The 23,126-nt window shown below is 38.6% G+C and carries 18 protein-coding genes, 7 tRNA genes and 3 rRNA genes; 8 read left to right on the top strand and 20 right to left on the bottom strand.

From position 1 onward, the window contains the following. Positions 1-89: 89 nt before the first annotated feature. The 3 genes from KW2_RS11490 to KW2_RS11500 form a co-directional block, all read right to left on the bottom strand. Complete coding sequence (locus tag KW2_RS11490; RefSeq protein WP_015082981.1) at positions 90-434, bottom strand: zinc ribbon domain-containing protein YjdM; 345 nt, start codon at positions 432-434, stop codon at positions 90-92. A 67-nt stretch (positions 435-501) separates the two neighbouring features. Then, positions 502-1,512 carry a type I glyceraldehyde-3-phosphate dehydrogenase gene (gene gap / locus KW2_RS11495; RefSeq protein WP_011677291.1) on the bottom strand — a complete coding sequence of 337 codons (1,011 nt, stop codon included), beginning with the start codon at positions 1,510-1,512 and terminating at the stop codon, positions 502-504. A gap of 276 nt (positions 1,513-1,788) precedes the next feature. Further along, positions 1,789-2,301, bottom strand: a complete 513-nt coding sequence (locus tag KW2_RS11500) for a DUF536 domain-containing protein (RefSeq protein WP_011836159.1) — start codon at positions 2,299-2,301, stop codon at positions 1,789-1,791. Between the two features lie 137 nt (positions 2,302-2,438). On the opposite strand from KW2_RS11500, the gene KW2_RS11505 reads away from it, so the two are divergent. Next, positions 2,439-5,132: a cation-translocating P-type ATPase gene (locus KW2_RS11505; RefSeq protein ID WP_021038029.1), complete on the top strand. Its 2,694-nt coding sequence runs from the start codon at positions 2,439-2,441 to the stop codon at positions 5,130-5,132. A 41-nt stretch (positions 5,133-5,173) separates the two neighbouring features. Here KW2_RS11505 and KW2_RS11510 read toward each other — a convergent pair whose 3' ends face one another. Further along, positions 5,174-5,701, bottom strand: a complete 528-nt coding sequence (locus KW2_RS11510) for a TetR/AcrR family transcriptional regulator (protein ID WP_021038030.1) — start codon at positions 5,699-5,701, stop codon at positions 5,174-5,176. A 124-nt stretch (positions 5,702-5,825) separates the two neighbouring features. Here KW2_RS11510 and KW2_RS11515 point away from each other — a divergent pair, with 124 nt between their 5' ends. The 3 genes from KW2_RS11515 to KW2_RS11525 all read left to right on the top strand — a co-directional run bounded on the left by KW2_RS11515 (position 5,826) and on the right by KW2_RS11525 (position 8,330). Then, a complete protein-coding gene (locus KW2_RS11515; protein ID WP_021038031.1) occupies positions 5,826-6,845 on the top strand; it encodes an SDR family NAD(P)-dependent oxidoreductase in 1,020 nt (339 codons plus the stop codon). Between the two features lie 571 nt (positions 6,846-7,416). Next, positions 7,417-7,851, top strand: coding sequence for a CPBP family intramembrane glutamic endopeptidase (locus KW2_RS12305; protein ID WP_244878738.1), 435 nt, complete (start codon positions 7,417-7,419; stop codon positions 7,849-7,851). A 23-nt stretch (positions 7,852-7,874) separates the two neighbouring features. After that, entirely contained in the window at positions 7,875-8,330 is a 456-nt protein-coding gene (locus KW2_RS11525; protein ID WP_021038032.1) for a hypothetical protein, read from the top strand. A gap of 139 nt (positions 8,331-8,469) precedes the next feature. Here KW2_RS11525 and KW2_RS11530 read toward each other — a convergent pair. The 12 genes from KW2_RS11530 to rplM all read right to left on the bottom strand — a co-directional run bounded on the left by KW2_RS11530 (position 8,470) and on the right by rplM (position 15,190). After that, a tRNA-Leu gene (locus KW2_RS11530) sits at positions 8,470-8,553 on the bottom strand. Between the two features lie 12 nt (positions 8,554-8,565). Then, a tRNA-Gln gene (locus KW2_RS11535) sits at positions 8,566-8,637 on the bottom strand. An 8-nt stretch (positions 8,638-8,645) separates the two neighbouring features. Continuing rightward, a tRNA-His gene (locus KW2_RS11540) sits at positions 8,646-8,718 on the bottom strand. An 11-nt stretch (positions 8,719-8,729) separates the two neighbouring features. Next, positions 8,730-8,800: transfer RNA gene (locus tag KW2_RS11545), tRNA-Trp, on the bottom strand. A gap of 16 nt (positions 8,801-8,816) precedes the next feature. Then, a tRNA-Tyr gene (locus KW2_RS11550) sits at positions 8,817-8,897 on the bottom strand. Between the two features lie 35 nt (positions 8,898-8,932). After that, positions 8,933-9,005, bottom strand: a tRNA-Val gene (locus KW2_RS11555). Positions 9,006-9,007: 2 nt separating this feature from the next. After that, positions 9,008-9,123: ribosomal RNA gene (gene rrf / locus KW2_RS11560) — 5S ribosomal RNA — on the bottom strand. Positions 9,124-9,206: 83 nt separating this feature from the next. After that, a 23S ribosomal RNA gene (locus tag KW2_RS11565) occupies positions 9,207-12,107 on the bottom strand. 139 nt (positions 12,108-12,246) lie between these two features. After that, positions 12,247-12,319: transfer RNA gene (locus tag KW2_RS11570), tRNA-Ala, on the bottom strand. 93 nt (positions 12,320-12,412) lie between these two features. Then, positions 12,413-13,959: ribosomal RNA gene (locus KW2_RS11575) — 16S ribosomal RNA — on the bottom strand. Together the 16S, 23S and 5S rRNA genes with 7 tRNA genes alongside form the textbook arrangement of a ribosomal RNA operon. A gap of 372 nt (positions 13,960-14,331) precedes the next feature. After that, positions 14,332-14,724 (bottom strand): 30S ribosomal protein S9, encoded by a 393-nt coding sequence (gene rpsI, locus KW2_RS11580; protein WP_004254378.1) that lies wholly within the window; start codon positions 14,722-14,724, stop codon positions 14,332-14,334. Between the two features lie 19 nt (positions 14,725-14,743). After that, on the bottom strand, positions 14,744-15,190 hold the full coding sequence (gene rplM / locus KW2_RS11585; protein WP_010906417.1) for a 50S ribosomal protein L13: 447 nt from the start codon (positions 15,188-15,190) through the stop codon (positions 14,744-14,746). Positions 15,191-15,588: 398 nt separating this feature from the next. On the opposite strand from rplM, the gene KW2_RS11590 reads away from it, so the two are divergent. From KW2_RS11590 to lepB, 4 genes are all read left to right on the top strand, one after another. Further along, complete coding sequence (locus KW2_RS11590; protein ID WP_021038033.1) at positions 15,589-16,659, top strand: ABC transporter permease; 1,071 nt, start codon at positions 15,589-15,591, stop codon at positions 16,657-16,659. 15 nt (positions 16,660-16,674) lie between these two features. Continuing rightward, positions 16,675-17,346, top strand: coding sequence for an ABC transporter ATP-binding protein (locus KW2_RS11595; RefSeq protein WP_011677310.1), 672 nt, complete (start codon positions 16,675-16,677; stop codon positions 17,344-17,346). A 146-nt stretch (positions 17,347-17,492) separates the two neighbouring features. Next, positions 17,493-18,371 carry a ribonuclease HIII gene (rnhC, locus tag KW2_RS11600; protein WP_021038034.1) on the top strand — a complete coding sequence of 293 codons (879 nt, stop codon included), beginning with the start codon at positions 17,493-17,495 and terminating at the stop codon, positions 18,369-18,371. A gap of 11 nt (positions 18,372-18,382) precedes the next feature. Continuing rightward, entirely contained in the window at positions 18,383-19,009 is a 627-nt protein-coding gene (gene lepB, locus KW2_RS11605; RefSeq protein ID WP_011836168.1) for a signal peptidase I, read from the top strand. 48 nt (positions 19,010-19,057) lie between these two features. Here the strand turns inward: lepB and purR are convergent, their stop codons facing one another. From purR to KW2_RS11630, 4 genes are all read right to left on the bottom strand, one after another. Next, entirely contained in the window at positions 19,058-19,873 is an 816-nt protein-coding gene (gene purR / locus KW2_RS11610) for a pur operon repressor (RefSeq protein WP_010906422.1), read from the bottom strand. Between the two features lie 287 nt (positions 19,874-20,160). Continuing rightward, positions 20,161-21,129: a DUF6287 domain-containing protein gene (locus KW2_RS11620; RefSeq protein WP_021038035.1), complete on the bottom strand. Its 969-nt coding sequence runs from the start codon at positions 21,127-21,129 to the stop codon at positions 20,161-20,163. 2 nt (positions 21,130-21,131) lie between these two features. After that, positions 21,132-22,559 carry a DUF6287 domain-containing protein gene (locus tag KW2_RS11625; protein ID WP_021038036.1) on the bottom strand — a complete coding sequence of 476 codons (1,428 nt, stop codon included), beginning with the start codon at positions 22,557-22,559 and terminating at the stop codon, positions 21,132-21,134. Continuing rightward, positions 22,559-22,849 (bottom strand): prenylated Rab acceptor, encoded by a 291-nt coding sequence (locus KW2_RS11630; protein ID WP_244878739.1) that lies wholly within the window; start codon positions 22,847-22,849, stop codon positions 22,559-22,561. The genes KW2_RS11625 and KW2_RS11630 overlap by 1 nt, the downstream gene beginning before the upstream one ends. Positions 22,850-23,126: the final 277 nt, after the last annotated feature.

A 23,126-nucleotide genomic window follows, 5' to 3' on the forward strand; every position in this document is an offset into this window, starting at 1 on the left:
AATTTACTGACAGAGTATTTTATCAGTAAATTTTGCTGATAGATACTCTGTCAGTAAAAAAAATAATCAGAAAATTTTCTGATTACTTTTTATGCTTTTTTAACAACCGAACCCTTCAAACTAATCGCTCCAAATCCTGGAATTTTTGAATCAATAAAATGTTCATTTTTTCCTTCTGGATTGATACGAATGTTTTTCACTTTTGTACCCTGTTTAATTGGTTTTGGCATTCCTTTAACCGGCAAATCTTGTACAATGACAAGATCATCCCCAGTTTCTAACTCATTTCCTAGACTATCAAGGACAATAAATTTTCCAGCTGCTTCAATTTCTTCAAGCGTAAATTCATTCCCACATTCAGAACAGCCAAAGCTCGTATCTGATAATTCATAAGTATATTCACTTGAGCAATGAATACATTTTGGTGTCTCCATTTTTTCTCCTTTATAAAATAAAAAAACCAGCCCGAAGACTGGTTTTTATACCGTTAAAATCGGAAAATTATTTAGCGATTTTAGCGAAGTATGCAAGTGTACGAACAAGGTTTGAAGTGTATGACATTTCGTTATCGTACCAAGATACAGTTTTAACAAGTTGAGCTCCGTTAGCTGAAGTAACTTCAGTTTGAGTAGCATCAAAGAGTGAAGAGTTTGAGATACCAACGATATCAGATGAAACGATTTGGTCTTCGTTGTAACCAAATGATTCATTTGAAGCAGCTTTCATAGCTGCGTTGATTTCGTCAACTGTAACTTCTTTATCAAGGATAGTAACAAGTTCAGTCAATGAACCAGTTGGAACTGGTACACGTTGAGCATGTCCTTGAAGTTTACCTTGAAGTTCTGGCAATACAAGACCGATAGCTTTAGCAGCACCTGTTGAGTTAGGTACGATGTTTTCAGCTGCAGCACGTGCGCGACGGAAGTCTCCACCACGGTGTGGGCCATCAAGAGTCATTTGGTCACCAGTGTAACCGTGAACTGTAGTCATTGTACCAACTTTGATACCGAATTGTTTATTCAAAGTATCAGCCATTGGAGCAAGACAGTTAGTTGTACATGAACCAGCTGAAATTACTGTTTCAGTTCCATCAAGTACTTCGTGGTTAGTGTTGAAAACGATTGTTTTAACATCTGATCCACCAGGTGCAGTGATAACAACTTTCTTAGCACCGTTAGCGTGCAAGTGTTGTTCAGCTTTTTCTTTAGTTGCGAAGAAACCAGTTGCTTCAAGAACGATTTCTGCACCAACTTCAGCCCAGTTGATGTTAGCTGGGTTAGATTCAGCAGTAACTTTAACGAATTTACCGTTAACTTCAAAACCACCATCTTTAACTTCAACTTTACCATCAAAACGACCTTGAGTTGTATCGTATTTAAGCAAGTGAGCAAGCATTGCTGGATCTGTCAAGTCGTTGATTGCAACAACTTCAACACCTTCAACATTTTGAATACGACGGAAAGCAAGACGACCGATACGACCGAAACCGTTAATACCAACTTTAACTACCATTAGTAGTTTCCTCCTTATAGGGATTAGATTTTATAAAAGGCAAACCTTTTAAATTGACTAAGTTAACAATTTAACTTACTCTTTTATTTTAACACTTTTTTTAAAATTTGCAAACATAAACTACCTTAGAAAGCGCTCTACAAAAGCAAATGAACTCCCCTTCTCCTGAAAGCGGTTAACATTAAAAAAGCTAATACTTTTGGCAATAATCTTTGACTTTCCACCTAAAAATATGACTAAAAAAATTACTGAGCAGGCTGTCAGTAATTTTTATTCTTATTTTTTTCCAAATAAGCGCCCAAAAAAGCCTTTATTTTCCGTTGTTTTCAACTGTTCTTGTAAATCAGTGAAAAATTGATTTTGATCTGTCAAAGCTTTTTCCATTAATTCTTGCTGTTTTTTGATCTGTTCATCTTTTTCAGCGATTTGTGCATCTTTAACATTTATTTGTTGATCTTTAGAGATAAGTTGACTATTCAAACGCTCAATCTCAGCGTTTTTATCTTTCATCAACGCACTAATCATTTCATAAGCTGCAGATGTTGCATCATCTGCTTTAATGGCAATCTCAGAACCTTTGTCAGTATTTTCTTCTAAAACTTCGGCCTTAGCAGTGACTACTTTTCCATATAAACCTTCAAGTTCATGGATTCCTTCGGCATTGACGACTGTTACATTTTTCTCATTTTTTTCAACAAATTTAGTATCTAGCGATTTAACCCGTTTATTCATCGCTTGGCGAGTGACTCCAAAAAGCTCTGCCAATTCACTTACTGTTTTAGTTTTCATATCATCAATAATACCATATTTTCGGCTAATTATACAGACTTTTGTAAAAATTTTATTTGTATATCGTTCAGAGAATTATTAAAAATATATTATAATTAAATTATAATGTAATTTCCCAAAAGAAAGGACTGACAGATATGAAATATAAAACAGAAGCCATTGAAAATATAAAAAAGTTTTATGATATTAATGCGAAAACTGGGCTGAGTCCAACTCAAGTCACAAACTTCCGCATCAAGTATGGCCACAATAATTTTGAAGATCAAAAAGGACCTAATTTTCTCCAAAAACTTCTCCATCATCTTTTAGAAGTTATGAATATCATCCTCATTTTGGTCGGCCTCCTCTCTGCATATTTAGCATATATCAGCAACGGAAACTATACCAAGACAATTGTTGTTCTCCTTATTGTCATCATTAATATTTTCGTTTCCATTTTTCAAGAAAACAGGGCAGAAAACGCCCTTTCTGCCCTAAAAAAACTCTCTTCTCCCACTTCGACCGTTCTTCGCTCTGGAAAGCGTCAGACCATCCCTTCAAGCGAGCTGGTCTGCGGTGACCTTATTGAACTGACCGCCGGCGTGCAAGTCGGTGCCGACATTCGCCTTCTTACAAGCAATAACCTCCAAGTTGACGAATCATCACTGACAGGTGAATCCGAACCAATTGATAAGAATGCTGACCTTGAAATCACTGATGAAGTTCCTTTGGGAGACCAACTCAACATGGTTTTTTCTGGAACAAATATCCTTAACGGAACAGCAGAAGGAATTGTCGTAGCAGTTGGTTCTAAATCCCAAATGGGTCAAATTGCAACACTCATCGGCGAACAAATCAAAGGAAAAACGCCACTTCAAAAACGAATTGATAAACTTGCAAAACGTTTAGCAATTATAGCCTTTGCTGCCGGAATTTTGATTTTCGTCATCAACCTTTTATATGCTAATGTTCCTCTAGTTGATAATTTAATGACTGCCGTTGTTCTCGGAGTTGCTGCTGTTCCAGAAACGCTTCCAGTTATTGTAACTCTCAGTCTCATTTATGGTGTGGAAAATATGGCTCAGAAAAAAGCTATTATCCGAAACGTTCCTGCCGTTGAAACTCTTGGAAATGCAACAGTCATCGCTTCAGATAAAACGGGAACCTTAACCCAAAATCAGATGACCATACAAAAACTCTGGTTGTCTGGACAAGATAGTTGGTCTGGAGGCCAACTATCAAACTCAGAAATCACTCTTATCCAAAACTTTGCTTATGCCTCAAATGCTAGTGCTCAACTCATTGATGGTGATTGGGAAGTCCACGGTGATCCAACCGAAGCAGCAATTATTCGCTTCTTAATCACTCACAAACTCTATCAGCCAGAAAAGGCACCCAAACGCCTCGCTGAACTCCCTTTTGATAGTTCACGTAAGAAAATGACCGTTGTCATTCCTCACCCTAAAAATAACGAAAAATATCTCGTACTGACCAAAGGCGCTTTTGATAGACTTGCACCAAGCAGTCAACATCAAAGTCAGCACCCTTCACTCTTTAATACTGAAAACCCTTCAGAACAGCTGAGTTCTTCAAATGACCTATTAAATCAAGCACAAAAAATACATGATATTTTTGCTGACCAAGCCCTACGTGTTCTTGCTCTTTCTTACAAAATCATCGATAAAATCCCAGAAGATTTAACTGAATTAGAAAATAACCTTACCTTTCTTGGAATCGTGGGAATGATTGACCCTCCACGCTTAGAATCAAAAGCTGCCGTTCAAGAAGCTAGAGCAGCTGGTATTAAACCAATCATGATTACAGGGGACCACGCGCTTACAGCAAAAGCAATCGCTCAACAAATTGACATCTATCGTGACGGAGATAAAGTTATTGATGGCTTAACGCTCAAATCAATGACCGATGATGAACTCAGTCAAAACATTGAACAAATTTCAGTTTATGCCAGAGTAAGTCCTGAAGACAAACTTCGTATTGTAAAAATCTGGCAAGAAAAAGAACAAATCGTCGCCATGACAGGAGACGGGGTCAATGACGCACCCAGCTTAAGAGCTGCCGATGTCGGAACCGCAATGGGAATAGCTGGAACAGAAGTTGCAAAATCCGCTTCTGATATCATTCTTGCTGACGACAATTTTGCAACCATTGTCGCCGCTATTCGTGAAGGACGTCGTGTTTACACCAATATCAAAAAAACAATTTATTACCTTCTCTCAGCAAACGTAGCTGAAATTCTAACAATGCTCATTGGAGCAATTGTCGGTTGGGGAATGCCATTTACAGGAATTCAACTCCTTTACATCAATGTCCTTGCTGATGGAATTCCCGGATTTGGACTTTCACGTGAAAAAGCCGACAGTCATATCATGGAACAGCCACCTGTTGGAGTCAAAGAAAGTATCTTCTCAAGAGGAGTCAGCTGGCGTATCGCCATTTGTTCCACTGCATTCATCATTACTGCTCTAGTTGGTTTTTATCTCGGTAGGTTTATTGAAATCGCTGGATTGACACCCAACCATCAACTCGGACAAACAATGGCCTTTGTGATACTAACCCTTGCTTCTACGATTAATGTCTATAACGCTAGAAGTAATGAATCTCTCTTCACAAGAGGAATTACAACTAATAAAATGATTTTTGGTACCACCTTATTATCACTAGGAATAACCGTTCTCTTTACAAATGTTCCTATTTTGATGAATATCTTAGAAGTTGCTCCATTATCAATGACACACTGGCTAATAGCTATCATCTTAGCTTTAATCCCAACTCTTGTCATTGAAATTACAAAAGTGATTCTTAATAAACAAGGGAAAAAATTTATTGGCTAAAAGAAAGGCTCAAAATAACTTGAGCCTTTTTATCTGTTCACTTATTCATGGAATTCTACAACCATCTTCACCACTTCATCATAAGAGTCTTGACAGCCATTTTTCACCCAATTTCCTAAAACATAAAATAAACCAGCAGCCATAAAATCGTTCCAAAATTTTTGCTTTGTCCCTAGATAATCAGCCCAAGTCGTTGTTTCATTATAAAAAATAGTCATCTTTTGAGCAAATACCTGAAAAACCAGCGAATAATAATTCCCCTTGACAGCTTTTTCTATTTCTTCTTCTTGCTCAACAAATAGTCCCACCAACTTCTCACTTAAAATAAGTGAGTTAATACTTTCTAGCTCCAAAAGTTCTTTAAGAAATTTATCATAGATTAGCTCAAAATACTCTAATACGACTTCTTCCTTATTTTTGAAGTGCCGATAGAAAGTCATCCGACTCACCCCGGCTTTTTTGCAAACTTCTGTCAATGGCAATTCATTGATTGTATATTTCTCTAAACACAACATCGTTCCTTCAATAATAAAGTCATGAAAATCTTGATATTGCTCTTTTCGCTTCATTTCTGTTACACTTTCATTTTGTTGTCACTTTTAAAGACAAATCGTCCAAAGTTAATTGTAAAAGTTCTTTTTTGCTGTTACACTTGTATCATATAAATATTATAACACAAAGGAAAATTTTATTATGTCAAATCAAGAACCAATAGCAAACTACAAATTTAATTATAAAACAACAGCAAATAAAGTTATGAAAAATATTAATCTTTCAGGAAAAACAATCATCATCACTGGTGGGTATTCTGGTATTGGTTTAGAGATGACCAAACAACTTTCACGTGCTGGAGCAAAAATTATTATCCCCGCCCGAAGAATGGAGGTAGCCAAGAAAAATTTATCTAAAATAAAAAATATTGACATTCTTCCCCTTGAGCTCACCAATCCAAAAAGTATTCATCAATTTGCCGAAAGTTTTTTGCAAAATAATTCAAAACTAGATATTCTTATTAATTCAGCTGGATTAATGTACCTTCCTTTAAAAAGAGATTCTCGAGGAATAGAATATCACTTTGCCACAAACCATCTAGGCCACTATCAATTAACAATGGAACTTTTACCCGCTTTAAAAAATGCAAAAAACTCAAGAGTTATAAATTTATCCAGTCGTGCTCAACAAATGACACCATTACTAGAAGATTGGAATTTTGAAAAAATAGAAAACTACAGTCCCCAAATAGGCTACCAACAATCTAAAACTGCCAACGTTTTATTTTCAATAAAACTAGATGAACTAGGAAAAAAATATGGAATTAGAAGTTTTGCCGTCCACCCTGGTATGATTCCAATGACAAATATTGGTCGTCAAAATTCACCTATTATCCCTTGGCTCCGCTACCTAGCCGACTATTTTAAATTAATTCATATCCCCGTATTTTTTAATGCACTTAAATCCGGCTTTGACCGAAGTAAATATCGTTATCTAAAAACAATAGCCCAAGGTGCCGCAACACCTCTTTGGGCCTCAACAAGCCCTGATTTAGAAGGTAAGGGTGGTCTTTATTGTGAAGACCTTAATATTGCCAGACTTATGACATCAGAAGAAGCTAATAATTTTTCTGGAGGCTTACGTCCGCATGCAATAGGCCACAATGACGCAGATAGACTTTGGCAGATTTCAAAAAATATAACAGGTCTAGATTTTGAATAAACCCTTACTATAAAATAAAACTGACCTATTATAAATAGGTCAGTTTATCTATTTTTTCATTAGATGAAACTTATTATACATACTACTTTTGATTAAATAATGGCATTTATATTAAAAATACACAAACTTCTTTGACATGTTATTGATCAAGTGCTACTATTATGCTATATATTCAAAATAGTTTGAATATATAGTTTTTTATAACAAAGGAGATACTTATGAAGAAGAATTTAAATGAACTTCAAAAATTTATAGTGATGAACCTGCAACACTCACTAAAAATTTTTATAAGAGAACAGCCATGATTTTAAAAAAATACAAAATTAATATTTTAGGAATTCTATTTTTTCTTTTATTAAACATTCTTTATCAATATCCTCTTGTTTTAGTTTTTGCCTATTTCTTTAATAAAAGAATCTTTTTCTTTACCGATTTTTTATATACTAATTCCTCTTGGACCTTCCCACTATTAATGACTTTGGTATTAATACTCATTTTTATAATTGCTTGGAAGCTTGGGTATCTAAAAAATACACTTAAGAACTGGCATTTAAAGCGTATTTTTTAGTTAATGGGGATTGCGTTTTTCACTTTAGCAATTAATTATCTAGTAACAGTACTTGTCCTAAAAACACACATTATTTCTTCCGTGACGAGTGATACTGATATGTCGGATATTTTAGGCCAACTACCAACCATTTGTCAAAAATATATTTTAGGAATTATTGTTCCACTTTCGGAAGAACTATTGTTTAGAAGTTATATTTTTGGATCAATAACTAATAAAAAGGTTGCCTTTATCATCTCTTCTGTACTTTTCGCTCTTGTCCATACGGGATTTTCTTGGTACTTACTTCCATATCTCATCCTTTCTTTTATTATTACTTGGGTTTATTCAAAAAGAAATAATTTTATCGAAAGCGCGATTATCCATAGCTCAGTGAATCTTTTGGGTGGACCTGCAATCAAACTACTAGACACATTTTTTAAGCTATTACCTTATTAAAAAATAATGTAAAAAGGAGAACTATGAAAAATTTTATAAACAAATCAAATATTTTTAAAAGGTGGATCTTATTTCTATATTCTATCCTTACACTAATTATTACCATCATTTATATTATTTTTAACCATACATTTTTTAAAGTAGATTGGCAACGGTATGATATTGATGGGACTTACCGAGGAAAGGTGGATGAAATACTAAAACATGGAGTCTTCTGGATAAATGGAAATTTAACAGCAATCAACTCTTCACTACTTGTTTTACTTCTAGCTATAGGCGCGATTCTTTCATTAGTAATTTTTTATCTAGCATGGCATAATCTAGCAACCAGGACATGGACCCCTATTCTATGCTTTGTAGGATTTTTGATTCCCCTTATCGTCCATGGGGATGGAAATATCCTCAAATCCTTGATTATCGGATATATTTTCATCCTTATTGGAGCAAGTGTCTCCATTCAGGCTTTACGATTTTTTTAACTAAGATTAATAAGATTAATAGGCATATTCACTAAAATAAAAAGTACTAACTTTAATAAAAGTCAGTACTTTTTTGTTTATCAATACTATAAATATCTATAAAAAAAGCTAACAATAGGCAAAGTTAGCTTTTATGTTATGCCGAAGGCCGGGGTCGAACCGGCACTCCCGTGAAGGAACCAGATTTTGAGTCTGGCGCGTCTGCCTATTCCGCCACTTCGGCGAAACATAACAACTGGGGTAGCTGGATTCGAACCAACGCATGAGGGAGTCAAAGTCCCTTGCCTTACCGCTTGGCTATACCCCAATAAAATAGGCGGATGACGGGAATCGAACCCGCGAGTGCCAGCGCCACAAGCTGGTGTGTTAACCACTTCACCACATCCGCCATACTATAAACACGGGCAGCAGGAATTGAACCCACACCAAAGGTTTTGGAGACCTTTGTACTACCTTTATACTATGCCCGTACAAGTATAAAACAAATGGAAGGGGAGGGATTCGAACCCCCGAACCCGAAGGAGCGGATTTACAGTCCGCCGCGTTTAGCCTCTTCGCTACCCTTCCAAACTCTTTATTCAATTAATGGCTGAAACAACCAATGGGAGTTAACGGGATCGAACCGCTGACCCTCTGCTTGTAAGGCAGATGCTCTCCCAGCTGAGCTAAACTCCCAAACTTGGCCACTCGCATATCTCCCAGGGGGCAACCCCCAAGTACTTCCGCCGTAGATGGACTTAACTTCTGTGTTCGACATGGGAACAGGTGTATCTCCATCGCAATGATGACCAAATCATTAAATGTTACTTTGAACATTCAAAACTAAATAACAATTCTTCTAACTTCTAAACCATAAGCATTTTATATTTGACTCTTTTGGTAAAGTCCTCGAGCGATTAGTACTGGTCCGCTCCAAGTCTCGCAACTCTTCCACTTCCAGCCTATCTACCAGATCATCTCTCTGGGCTCTTAATTCTTACGAATGGGTAATCTCATCTTGAGGTGGGCTTCGCACTTAGATGCTTTCAGCGCTTATCCCTTCCCTACATAGCTATCCAGCCGTGCTCCTGGCGGAACAACTGGTACACCAGCGGTAAGTCCATCCCGGTCCTCTCGTACTAAGGACAGATCCTCTCAAATTACCTACGCCCGCGACGGATAGGGACCGAACTGTCTCACGACGTTCTGAACCCAGCTCGCGTGCCGCTTTAATGGGCGAACAGCCCAACCCTTGGGACCGACTACAGCCCCAGGATGCGACGAGCCGACATCGAGGTGCCAAACCTCCCCGTCGATGTGAACTCTTGGGGGAGATAAGCCTGTTATCCCCAGGGTAGCTTTTATCCGTTGAGCGATGGCCCTTCCATGCGGTACCACCGGATCACTAAGTCCTAGTTTCCTACCTGCTCGAGTTGTAGCTCTCGCAGTCAAGCTGGCTTTTACCTTTACACTCTACGATTGATTTCCAACCAATCTGAGCCAACCTTTGAGCGCCTCCGTTACTCTTTAGGAGGCGACCGCCCCAGTCAAACTGTCCGTCAGACACTGTCTCCCTGGCCGATTATGCCAGCGGGTTAGAGTAACCATAAGTCAAGGGTAGTATCCCAACAACGCCTCAATAGAAACTAGCGTCCCTATTTCAATGGCTCCTACCTATCCTGTACATGACTTACAGGTACTCAATATCAAACTACAGTAAAGCTCCATGGGGTCTTTCCGTCCTGTCGCGGGTAACCTGCATCTTCACAGGTACTAAAATTTCACCGAGTCTCTCGTTGAGACAGTGCCCAAATCATTACGCCTTTCGTGCGGGTCGGAACTTACCCGACAAGGAATTTCGCTACCTTAGGACCGTTATAGTTACGGCCGCCGTTTACTGGGGCTTCAATTCATACCTTCGACTTACGTCTAAGCACTCCTCTTAACCTTCCAGCACCGGGCAGGCGTCACCCCCTATACATCACCTTGCGGTTTAGCAGAGAGCTGTGTTTTTGATAAACAGTTGCTTGGGCCTATTCACTGCGGCTGGCTTTTACACCAGCACCCCTTCTCCCGAAGTTACGGGGCTATTTTGCCGAGTTCCTTAACGAGAGTTCTCTCGATCACCTGAGGCTACTCGCCTCGACTACCTGTGTCGGTTTGCGGTACGGGTAGATATGACTTTACGCTAGAAGCTTTTCTTGGCAGTGTGACATCAGAGAGTTCGCAACCGTAGTTGCTTCCCCATCACAGCTCAATGTTAGAGAGAAATGCATTTGACACATCTCACACCTCACTGCTTAGACCAGAATCCATTAACTGGCATCTCTTAGCCTACTGCGTCCCTCCATCACGATCATATCTAGTACTGGAATATCAACCAGTTGTCCATCGACTACGCCTTTCGGCCTCGCCTTAGGTCCCGACTAACCCAGGGCGGACGAGCCTTCCCCTGGAAACCTTAGTCTTACGGTGGATAAGATTCTCACTTATCTTGCGCTACTCATACCGGCATTCTCACTTCTTAACGCTCCAGCACTCCTCACGGTATACCTTCATCGCGGTTAAGAACGCTCTCCTACCATTGATAAAATATCAATCCAAAGCTTCGGTAATATGTTTAGCCCCGGTACATTTTCGGCGCAGGGTCACTCGACTAGTGAGCTATTACGCACTCTTTGAATGATAGCTGCTTCTGAGCTAACATCCTAGTTGTCTGTGCAACCCCACATCCTTTTCCACTTAACATATATTTTGGGACCTTAGCTGTTGGTCTGGGCTGTTTCCCTTTCGACTACGGATCTTAGCACTCGCAGTCTGACTGCCGAACATGTGTATTAGCATTCGGAGTTTATCTGAGATTGGTAATCCTAGACGGACCCCTCACCCAAACAGTGCTCTACCTCCAATACACTTACATTTCGACGCTAGCCCTAAAGCTATTTCGGAGAGAACCAGCTATCTCCCAGTTCGTTTGGAATTTCTCCGCTATCCACAAGTCATCCAAACACTTTTCAACGTGTCCTGGTTCGGGCCTCCAGTGCGTCTTACCACACCTTCACCCTGCTCATGGATAGGTCACTAGGTTTCGGGTCTACATCATGATACTAAGTCGCCCTATTCAGACTCGGTTTCCCTACGGCTCCGTCTCTTCAACTTAACCTCGCATCATAACGTAACTCGCCGGTTCATTCTACAAAAGGCACGCTCTCACCCATTAACGGGCTCGAACTTCTTGTAGGCACACGGTTTCAGGTGCTATTTCACTCCCCTCTCGGGGTTCTTTTCACCTTTCCCTCACGGTACTGGTTCACTATCGGTCACTAAGGAGTATTTAGGGTTGGGAGATGGTCCTCCCGGATTCAAACTGGATTTCGCGTGTCCAGCCCTACTCAGGATACTGCTAGGTATAAGCGCTATTTCGTCTACGGGATTATTACCCTCTTTGATTAACCTTCCCAGGTTATTCGACTATAATGCTTAAGTCCACGTTGCAGTCCTACAACCCCAAGAAGCAAGCTTCTTGGTTTGCCCTTCTTCGCGTTCGCTCGCCGCTACTTACAAAATCGTTTTTACTTTCTCTTCCTGCAGGTACTTACATGTTTCAGTTCTCTGCGTTACCTTTACATGAGCTATGTATTCACTCATGAATAACTGCTAGTAGCAGCTGGGTTTCCCCATTCGGAGACCTAGGGATCAATGCGTACTTACTGCTCCCCCTAGAATATCGTCGTTAGTCACGTCCTTCATCGGCTCTTAGTGCCAAGGCATCCACCGTGCGCCCTTATTAACTTTGCCATGATGATTTATAATCATCGTTTTTCAAGTATAAGTTTGTAAATTCTTTAAAATTCACAGCTCTTTGGTTTATTTATCGTTATTAGATATTGTTATTTAGTTTTCAATGTTCAAGTGATTTTAACGTCTTGTCTGACAATGGAGCCTAGCGGGATCGAACCGCTGACCTCCTGCGTGCAAAGCAGGCGCTCTCCCAGCTGAGCTAAGGCCCCACAATCAAGAATTTGATTCTTGCTTAGGTTTATGACTAAACCCCTCAAAACTGAATAAAGTTGAATGCTCACGTCTTTGTATATATTCCTTAGAAAGGAGGTGATCCAGCCGCACCTTCCGATACGGCTACCTTGTTACGACTTCACCCCAGTCATCGGTCTTACCTTAGGAAGCGCCCTCCTTGCGGTTAGGCAACCTACTTCGGGTACTCCCAACTCCCGTGGTGTGACGGGCGGTGTGTACAAGGCCCGGGAACGTATTCACCGCGGCGTGCTGATCCGCGATTACTAGCGATTCCGACTTCATGTAGGCGAGTTGCAGCCTACAATCCGAACTGAGAATGGTTTTAAGAGATTAGCTAAACATCACTGTCTCGCGACTCGTTGTACCATCCATTGTAGCACGTGTGTAGCCCAGGTCATAAGGGGCATGATGATTTGACGTCATCCCCACCTTCCTCCGGTTTATCACCGGCAGTCTCGTTAGAGTGCCCAACTTAATGATGGCAACTAACAATAGGGGTTGCGCTCGTTGCGGGACTTAACCCAACATCTCACGACACGAGCTGACGACAACCATGCACCACCTGTATCCCGTGTCCCGAAGGAACTTCCTATCTCTAGGAATAGCACGAGTATGTCAAGACCTGGTAAGGTTCTTCGCGTTGCTTCGAATTAAACCACATGCTCCACCGCTTGTGCGGGCCCCCGTCAATTCCTTTGAGTTTCAACCTTGCGGTCGTACTCCCCAGGCGGAGTGCTTATTGCGTTAGCTGCGATACAGAGAACTTATAGCTCCCTACATCTAGCACTCATCGTTTACGGCGTGGACTACCAGGGTATCTAATCCTGTTTGCTCCCCACGCTTTCGAGCCTCAGTGTCAGTTACAGGCCAGAGAGCCGCTTTCGCCACCGGTGTTCCTCCATATATCTACGCATTTCACCGCTACACATGGAATTCCACTCTCCTCTCCTGCACTCAAGTCTACCAGTTTCCAATGCATACAATGGTTGAGCCACTGCCTTTTACACCAGACTTAATAAACCACCTGCGCTCGCTTTACGCCCAATAAATCCGGACAACGCTCGGGACCTACGTATTACCGCGGCTGCTGGCACGTAGTTAGCCGTCCCTTTCTGGGTAGTTACCGTCACTTGATGAGCTTTCCACTCTCACCAACGTTCTTCTCTACCAACAGAGTTTTACGATCCGAAAACCTTCTTCACTCACGCGGCGTTGCTCGGTCAGACTTTCGTCCATTGCCGAAGATTCCCTACTGCTGCCTCCCGTAGGAGTTTGGGCCGTGTCTCAGTCCCAATGTGGCCGATCACCCTCTCAGGTCGGCTATGTATCATCGCCTTGGTGAGCCTTTACCTCACCAACTAGCTAATACAACGCGGGATCATCTTTGAGTGATGCAATTGCATCTTTCAAACTTAAAACTTGTGTTTAAAGTTGTTATGCGGTATTAGCATTCGTTTCCAAATGTTGTCCCCCGCTCAAAGGCAGATTCCCCACGCGTTACTCACCCGTTCGCTGCTCTTCAAATTGGTGCAAGCACCAATCTTCATCGCTCAACTTGCATGTATTAGGCACGCCGCCAGCGTTCGTCCTGAGCCAGGATCAAACTCTCAAATAAAGTATTTAAGTCACCGAAGTGACTGGCTTGTCTTTCATTATTGATTGACAGATTTTTGATGTATTGCTACATCACATGAGTCATTCTTCTTTATTCAGTTTTCAATGGTCTAGCTTGTCGCGCTTCAACGCTCGTCTCTCGCGACAACTATTATATTCTATCAAACCTATCTCGCCCTGTCAAGAATTTAATGTGGCTTTTTCAATCTTTTTTTCTTATTGTCTCTTAAACCCTGATATTACGCGATTCTTTGGTTATTGTTTTTTTTAATAAAATAGGAAATATAGTAATTTCTCTACATTATAGTTTAAATTAAATAATAAAAAACACTCCCAATTTGAGAGTGTTTTAAACATTGATATATGAATAATATTAACGTTTTGAGAATTGTGATGCTTTGCGGGCTTTTTTGAGACCTGGTTTTTTACGTTCAACCATACGAGCGTCACGTGTAAGAAGTCCAGCGCGTTTCAAAGCACTACGGAAGTCTGGGTCTACTTGGAGCAATGCACGAGCGATACCGTGACGGATAGCTCCTGCTTGACCAGATACACCACCACCATTTACGTTTACGAGAGTGTCGTAGCTACCTTCTGTTTGTGTAGCTGCAAATGGTTGGTTGATAACAAGACGCATGTCTGCGTGTGGGATGTAGCTTTCTACTTCGCGTCCGTTAACTGTGATTTTACCAGTACCAGGTACGAGACGTACGCGTGCTACTGCATTTTTACGACGGCCTGTGCCGGCATATTGTACTTGTGCCATTATGTTCGTTCCTTCCTGATTAGATCAAACCTGTGATGTCAAGGACTTCAGGTTTTTGAGCTGTATGTGTGTGTTCTGCGCCAACAAACACTTTAAGTTTCATGCCTTGAGCACGTCCAAGTGTGTTGTGTGGAAGCATACCTTTTACTGATTTTTCAATCAAACGTACAGCATTCTTTTCACGGAGTTCACCAGCAGTAACTGATTTCAATCCACCTGGGTGAAGTGAGTGTGAGTAGTATACTTTATCAGTTGCTTTTTTACCAGTCAATTTGATTTTTTCAGCGTTAACAACGATTACGAAATCACCTGTATCAGTATGTGGTGTGTATGTTGGTTTGTTTTTTCCGCGGAGTACGCTTGCGACAACTGCAGAAAGACGTCCAAGAGGAACATCAGTTGCATCGACGACGTACCATTTACGGTCAACGTTTTGAGCGTTAGCCATGAATGTAGTTTTCATCATTTTGGTTATTTTCCTTTTACTAGAATTTGTTTACAGCAGGTGTAAGAGTCCTGCAAAGTATTTTTGGGTTTCCGGGGCCACAAAAATGGGGTAAACAATACCGTTTATCATCATATCATATTCCGCCTCGCTTTGTCAAGGCTTTTTTGCTTCTAATGCTTTATATTTTAATTGCTTTTAGTGCTCTTAATTTTTTTGTTATTAAAATTTTGCTGTTGAATATTTATTCCATTGATATTAGAAGACTTAAGCAATCTAATAGTAGTTTTATTTGAAGTGTGATACACTTTTTTTAATAGATAGATTTATAAAATACAATATTAAATAGAGCTTTTTTAATTTTTTATTCAGTTGATTTAGAAAAAGTGTATATTTATTTTAGAAAAGAGGTAGATAGTATGTTTTTAGCGATTAATGAAATCAGACATTCAAAATTGAGGTATGCCCTTGTGATCGGGGTTATGTTTTTAATTGCCTATCTTGTTTTTTTCCTATCAGGCTTGGCCTACGGGCTTGCTCAAGAAAACCGAATGGCTGTTGATAAATGGAACGCTTCCGATATTTTTTTATCTGAGAAAGCAAATGATTCTCTCAACATGTCAATGATTGATCCTGATCTCGCCAATGAACTTACCGCTAAAGAAAAAGCGGTCCTCGCCCAAGCTGCTGGTATCATTTATGATGCTACTGACGAAAATAAGAAGCAAAACGTTAGCTTTTTTGGTATAAATTCAAAGGAGTTTTTAAATCCAAAAGTTATCGAAGGAAAATCCTTTAAAAGCAGTGGCGAGGTGGTCGCTGATATTAGCTTGAAAAAACAATATCATTATAAAATAGGAGATAAAGTAAAGCTGGCAACCAACAATGAACCTTTGCTGATTGTAGGTTTTACAGATAACGCTAAGTTTAATATTTCTCCTGTGCTTTATACTTCTATGGAGACTTTCCAAACTATCCGTTACGGTGCCAATTCTAGTTTTCAACCTAAAACTACTTATAACGCTATTGTTACGCGTGGGAAAGTGAGTCAGCAACCTAAAGGTCTTCAAAAATTATCCATCAGTAAATTTATAGATAAGCTCCCAGGTTATAGTGCTCAAGTTTTGACTTTTGGTTTCATGATTGGCTTTTTAGTCGTGATTGCTGCAGTAGTCATTGGAATCTTTATTTATGTTTTGACCATGCAAAAGATAGCAATTTTCGGAGTAATGAAAGCTCAAGGAATTTCTAGCCGTTTTATTGCCAATTCAGTCATTGCCCAGACTTTTATTTTAGCTGTTAGTGGAGTGACTATAGGTTTATTAGCAACGATTGCTTCTGCTTTGATTTTACCTGAGGCGGTCCCTTTTCAAACAAACCTTCTTTTCTTTGGCGTCATCGCCCTCTTAATGGTTTTAGTCGCAATTATTGGCGCTTTGTTCTCTGTAAGGACAATTGTCAAGATTGATCCCTTGAAAGCAATCGGGTAGGTAGGAGGAAATAGAATGAAAGCAATTGAGTTAAAAAATGTCAAAAAGAATTTTAAAGATGGCGACGAAACAATTGAAGCATTGAAAGAAACCAATTTTTCAGTAGATAAGGGAGAATTTGTTGCAATCATCGGTCCTTCCGGCTCTGGCAAGAGCACTCTTCTTACTATTGCCGGTGGATTGCAAAGTCCTTCTTCTGGAGAAATTTGGATTAACGGTCAGACTTTAAGCGAAAAGAAAGAAAAAGCACGCGCTAAAGTTCGTTTTGAGGAAATTGGTTTTATTTTGCAAGCCTCTAATCTTGTTCCATTTCTTACTGTCAAAAAACAGCTCGAACTGGTCGATAAAGTCACTAAAGGAAAAAATAATAAATCTGGTCTAGACTTGCTTAGTCGCCTAGGTTTAGACAAATTAATTGATAAATATCCTGATGAGCTTTCTGGTGGAGAGCGTCAAAGAGTTGCGATTGTACGCGCGCTTTACAATGACCCCTCCATTATCTTGGCAGATGAGCCGACTGCAAGTTTAGATACTGAAAAAGCTTACGAAGTCGTTAAAATATTGGCAAAAGAAGCGAAAGAAAAAAATAAAGCAACAATCATGGTCACTCATGATTTACGTTTGGTGGATTTTTGCGATAAAGTTTACTTAATGCAAGATGGAAGCTTAAGTGAAAAAACAGATTAACTTTTAAATTTCTCTATATTTTAAAATATGGAGATTTTTTTATTTATTTTATTAGAGGTTTGGTATAATAGGTTTTAATAAGAAATATTTTAAACAAATAGTTGGATTCTTATTCGCGAACCTCTTATTTATGGTAGAATAATCTTATGAATATTGTCCTAAAATTAAGCTCTAATGCCTGTCAGCAACTCTCTGAAAAATATAAATCTTACGAGCAAACTTCTAAAAATCCTTATATTCGCTTTTTTGCTAAAGTTGGAAAAACTTCTATTTCTGTTTATACATCTGGAAAAGTAGTCTTTCAAGGAAGTGATGCTGAAAAAATTGCAAGTGAATTTGGACATGTTGCTCAAGTTGTTCCTAAAAAACAAACTAATCTTATTGGGACTGACGAGGTAGGAAATGGTTCATATTTTGGTGGCTTAATGGTTACTGCAAGTTTTGTCAGTGATAATCATTTGAAATTTTTAAAAGAAATGGGTGTCACTGATTCTAAAAAATTAACTGACGAAAAAATTTGTCAGATTGCCCCCAAATTGATAGAGGAGATTCCTCATGTTGCCTTGGTTGTTGAGCCTGAGAAGTATAACGAGGTGATTGCTTCGGGCTATAATGCTGTCAGCATCAAGGTTGCCTTACATAATCAAGCAATTTATCTCCTTGAAAAGCAACTCGGTAGCCAGCCTGAAAGTATTGTTATCGATGCTTTCACAACCGAAGCAAATTATAAAAAATATGTTAGCGCAGAAAAAAATCACCCACTGACAAACGTAACTTTACTGACAAAAGCTGAAGATCAATTTTTAGCTGTTGCAGTTAGTTCAATTATTTCTCGTTATAAGTTTTTGGAAAATCTCAAAAAGTTATCAAAAGAATCTGGCTTTACTTTACCCAGTGGCGCAGGAAATTTGTCTGACAAAGTTGCTGCTCAAATCATTAAGAGTCAAGGGATTGATGCTCTGAATCACTTAGCTAAATTACATTTTGCCAATACACAAAAAGCGATGAAAATCGCTCAATTATAGAAAGTAATAATATGATGAAATTTTTAAAAGAATGGGGATTATTTATCTTTATAATCGCCGCTGTCCTTCTCTCGCGCGTCTTTATTTGGTCACTAGTTGTCGTTGATGGCCATTCAATGGACCCTACTTTAGCCGATAAAGAAAGACTTGTAATTGTTAGAACGACAAAAATTAATCGTTTTGATATTGTAGTTGCTAAAGAAAACGCGGCTGATGGTTCAACCAAAGATATTGTCAAACGTGTCGTTGGGATGCCTGGGGACACTATAAAATTCGACCATGACCAACTTACTATCAATAATAAGGTTTATCCAGAAAACTATCTCAAAGACTATCAAAAACAATTGGCTGATGGTCAATTGGAAAAAACTTACGGGAACTATCCTTTGACAAAAGCATTAACTGATCAAAATCGTAGTTTATTTGTAAGCTTAGCTCAGAGCACCAAAGCTTTTACAACTGATAGTACTGGTAATCCAACCTTTACAGTCAAAGTCCCTGACGGACAATACTTCTTGATGGGAGATAATCGTGTTGTGTCTCAAGATAGCCGAGCAGTTGGAAGTTTCAAACGTTCAGCGATTATTGGTGAAGCCAAATTACGAGTTTGGCCACTCAATAAAATTTCTTTCTTTTAAATAAATAAGCAAAAAAAGTTACTGACAGAATGTCTGTCAGTAACTTTTTTATTTGTCATTAAATATATTTCCCAATTGAACATCAATTGAACGATTGGCAATATCAATTCGGTCAACTTTCAAGATTGATTTATAATCATCAATCAATCGTTCACCTTTAAATGGTCCTTCAAGAAAAACGGCAACACCAGCAAGTAAACAATCAAATTCATGAACAAGACTTCTCATTCCATTGATTGTTCCTGCGCCTTTCATGAAGTCGTCAACAATCAAAACATTTTGACCGATTGAAAGGCTCCGTTTGGATAAGGTCATATTTTCAACACGAGAACTTGAACCCGACATATAATTTACATTGAGCGTTGCTCCTTCGGTCACTTTAGGGTCACGACGGACAATTACGAAGGGAACATCTAAAATCTCAGCAACCGACTGAGCGATTGGAATTCCTTTTGTTGCAATGGTCATGACAACATCAACTTGCTTTTCATGATACTCATGAGCAATAATTTGACCGATTTTACGAAGATTTGATGGAGTGCCTAAAATATCTGACAGATAAATATATCCTCCGGGTAAAATTCGATTTTCTTCACGTAAAAGTTCAGCAATTTCCTGACTCATTTCCAACGAACGTTCGTCAGTAATGTAAGGTGTAAACCGAACTCCTCCAAGGCTACCTGGAAATGTTTCAACCAGACCTACTCCTTGGTTTTCAAAAACACGTTTGATAAATACTAAATCTTCTGAAATAGAGGATTTGGCTACCTCATAATGTTTACTCAGTTCATTTAAATTTAGCATTTGATTGGGATGATTAATTAAAAAATTTGTAAAATCAACTAAACGTTCGTTTCTTTTCATTTATTATCTCATCTCCTATTTGATAAGCTTATTATAGCATGGTATTTCCGAACATTCAAGTTTCACATGAAACAATTTACTGACAGCTTCCAGATTCATAAATGAGCCTCTATCAGTATTTTTTTGACTTCAATAAATAAACAAGCAGTATCATTTAGATACCACTTGTTCAGTTTTAGGAGTAAATTTATGAAAAAAACTTTTTTGGAATAAGTTCATTATAGTCACTCACACTTAATCTTTCATTAAGTTAAGATAAAATGAAACTAAAAGTTACTGATTAATACTTATTTTACTTTGTAATAGGCACTATCTGGCTCACCAAAAACAGTTTGTCCTCCATTATTACAGACAACAATCCTATCCTTTGAACTATCAGTTAAATCTGGACCACCAACATTAGTTGGCGATACACCTGCTGGAGCGAACATAAATGCAATCCCATCTGGCATAGGAGCTGGACTACCAGAAGCCCAAGCAATATGGTCGTAAATTCCCTCTGGTACGGTGCCACCAATCCTTAAATTTCCTGACCATTTCCATGCAGAAACCGAGCATCTTCCATTGTCAGCCACCAGTAGTATGTCTCCCTTAGTATTCTCCCAAGTCCCTTGGATACTTTCGTAATTTCCTAAGATAATCTCTGATAAATTCATTCCACTGTCCACGTCGCTTACCCATACTTCATCCACCCCAGAAGCACGCGCAATTCCGTCTGTCAGTGCATATTGACCTGTGTAGGTTTGATAACCATAATAATCCTGGATGCTTCCATCACTATCCCATGTCACCTGAATTTTAACATCAGCTTTTATCGTTTTCTGCTTTGGCATTTTAAACGTAGACTGACCATTAATCACATAACTCAGTACCTCTTTATTATCCGAAGAAATACTTGCTTTTCCTGTAAAAACACGCTTGTCAGAAGCATTTTGTGACTGTATCACTTTTCCATCCTGACTAATAGTCAAACTTGATTGGGCATCGCCCGATTTTAAATAATAAAAATTATAACTTTTAGCCCATTTTGAAAAATCAGCTGTTGGTGCTACTGAAGAAGGATTCGCTTTTTGACTCGATCGTCTGGTAGACGAAATTGAATGCTGCGTAGACTTTTTTGTTACTTTCGAAGCATTTGTTCTTCCAACAGCTGACAAACTATGAACAATCACTAAAACAATAATAAAGGCTAGCGCAATAAATCCTAATATCGAGGCATAAAGTGGTACATTTATGCCTTTTTTATCTTTTTTCATTTTTACTCCCCTTGTAAATAATAAGGCTTACTAAAGGCCACTCCGTTTTGTCCACCATTGACAAAAATTCTAGCTTTAGTATCATCTGTGACATCTGCCCCTCCATAAATTACACTCACATTTTCTGGAGCAAACCCAAAATAAATTCCCGAACTGACTAAAGTAGTCCCAAACTCCAACACTCCTGCGGTTTGAACCGATTCACTCACCTTCAAATTTTTATCATACTCTGCTTGCCCAGCAAATGGATTAAAATCTTTTGCTTTATCATCTGTGCTTTGACCTGATGTCTTTTTGGGCGCACCAGTTGCCGAATCATTCAAACTAGGAATATCAATACTGAGACCGTCAACTTTTGCTGACATAGCATTTTTTGTAGCAGTGAAATCCGAAATAGACATCGTATTTCCACTGACGATAATTGTATTTCCAGACTCATTTAACCAAGTTCCTTGAATACTTTCATAATTTCCTTGCGCAATTTCTGACAGATTCATTTTCACAAGTGGTTTTTTAGCTGTATAAATAGCCAAGACATCTGTACTCAAAAAACTTTCTCCCGCATTCACTCGCTTTTGTGTGGTTAAATTATAAACGTAATCCAGCGGTAAATCTCCTGCAGTTTCTGCATTCGATTGCTTCCCCTCTTGGTCATAGAATAAAAAGTTTCTGTGATAAGGTAATACATTTTGAATTTTATCCACCGTTTCACTCTCCGTTAAATCCCTACAATCAGGCATGACTAACTCTTTTACAGGCATATCAAAATTTTGTGAAAGCTTAGACCGGTTAAAGACCATCTCCCCCGAATTACTCACTAAAGCTCGTTCATTTGTGCTTCCCCGAGCAATACTATATGAGTATTCATAGGTCCCCTCTATCCCAAAAAGATATGTCACATCATGATTTTCTTCGACTTTCACTCTTCCATCACCTTGATTCGTTGATACTGATGCGTTCGTAAGTTTAAAATAAACTACAGGTTTCACAGCTGTACTTTTATCAGTGGCGGAACTTTCATTAGAAACTCCGTTATTTGGAATTTCATAAACATACTTTACATTAGCAAAAGGTTTGCTACTTACTTCAACTTTACCTTTTGTAATTTTTCCCGATGTTTCTGCCAGTTCCAATCCTTGATTCACCAAAAGATTATCTTCACCTGCGGTATCATGCCGAACATATGTTCCATCTTTTTTGATGACAATATTTGTACTCCATGTTGTATTTCCAGCAGTATAAGTTTCTGCCCATTTTCCAATTTGATCATCAATAGACACAAGTTTTTTTGAGGAACTCCCTGTCATTTTTGGACTTCTGTCAGAGGATAAATTATGAAAAACCACAACAATAATAATAAGCGCCAACACAACAAGTCCCAAAATAGCAGCGTAAAGCGGTAATTTTATTCCTTTTTTGTGTTCTTTCATTATTCATTTCCTTTGTAAGCATTTGAAGCAACCAGTCGTTTTGTATTGTCTACCCAAGTATTTCTAAACATCTCAATCCAAAAACCGAATGGAATGATCCAAATGATAAAAAACGTAATAATTGGATGCTCTAAATCGTACTCACAAACAATGTCAACGATAGAATATTTAATAAGAGCCCAAATCACACTAACAATAATTGCCAACGCGATGATTAATACTAGATTGGTTAACATAACTTGTGAAACTTGATTCATATCCATAAAATTTTCTCCATAAAATGACAGCAAAGCTGTTATAAGTTGTTACTAAAGACTTTCCAAAGTATCTAATTTATAGTCTACACTATCATTAATAGTTTGTCAAAATTTTAACAATACTGTGTTTTAAGTAATAATTCAATGATAGAAATAAAAAAAGCAGTATTACTTAGATACTGCTTTCTCACTTTTAGGAGTAAAGTTATGAAAAAATTTTTTTGGAATAAATACATTATAACTTCCTTGACTTAATAGTTCATTAAGCCAAGATAAAGTGAAACTAAACCAAAAAGAGGGCTGTCAGTAA

This window comes from Lactococcus cremoris subsp. cremoris KW2 (assembly GCF_000468955.1).
Classification (GTDB): Bacteria; Bacillota; Bacilli; order Lactobacillales; family Streptococcaceae; genus Lactococcus; species Lactococcus cremoris.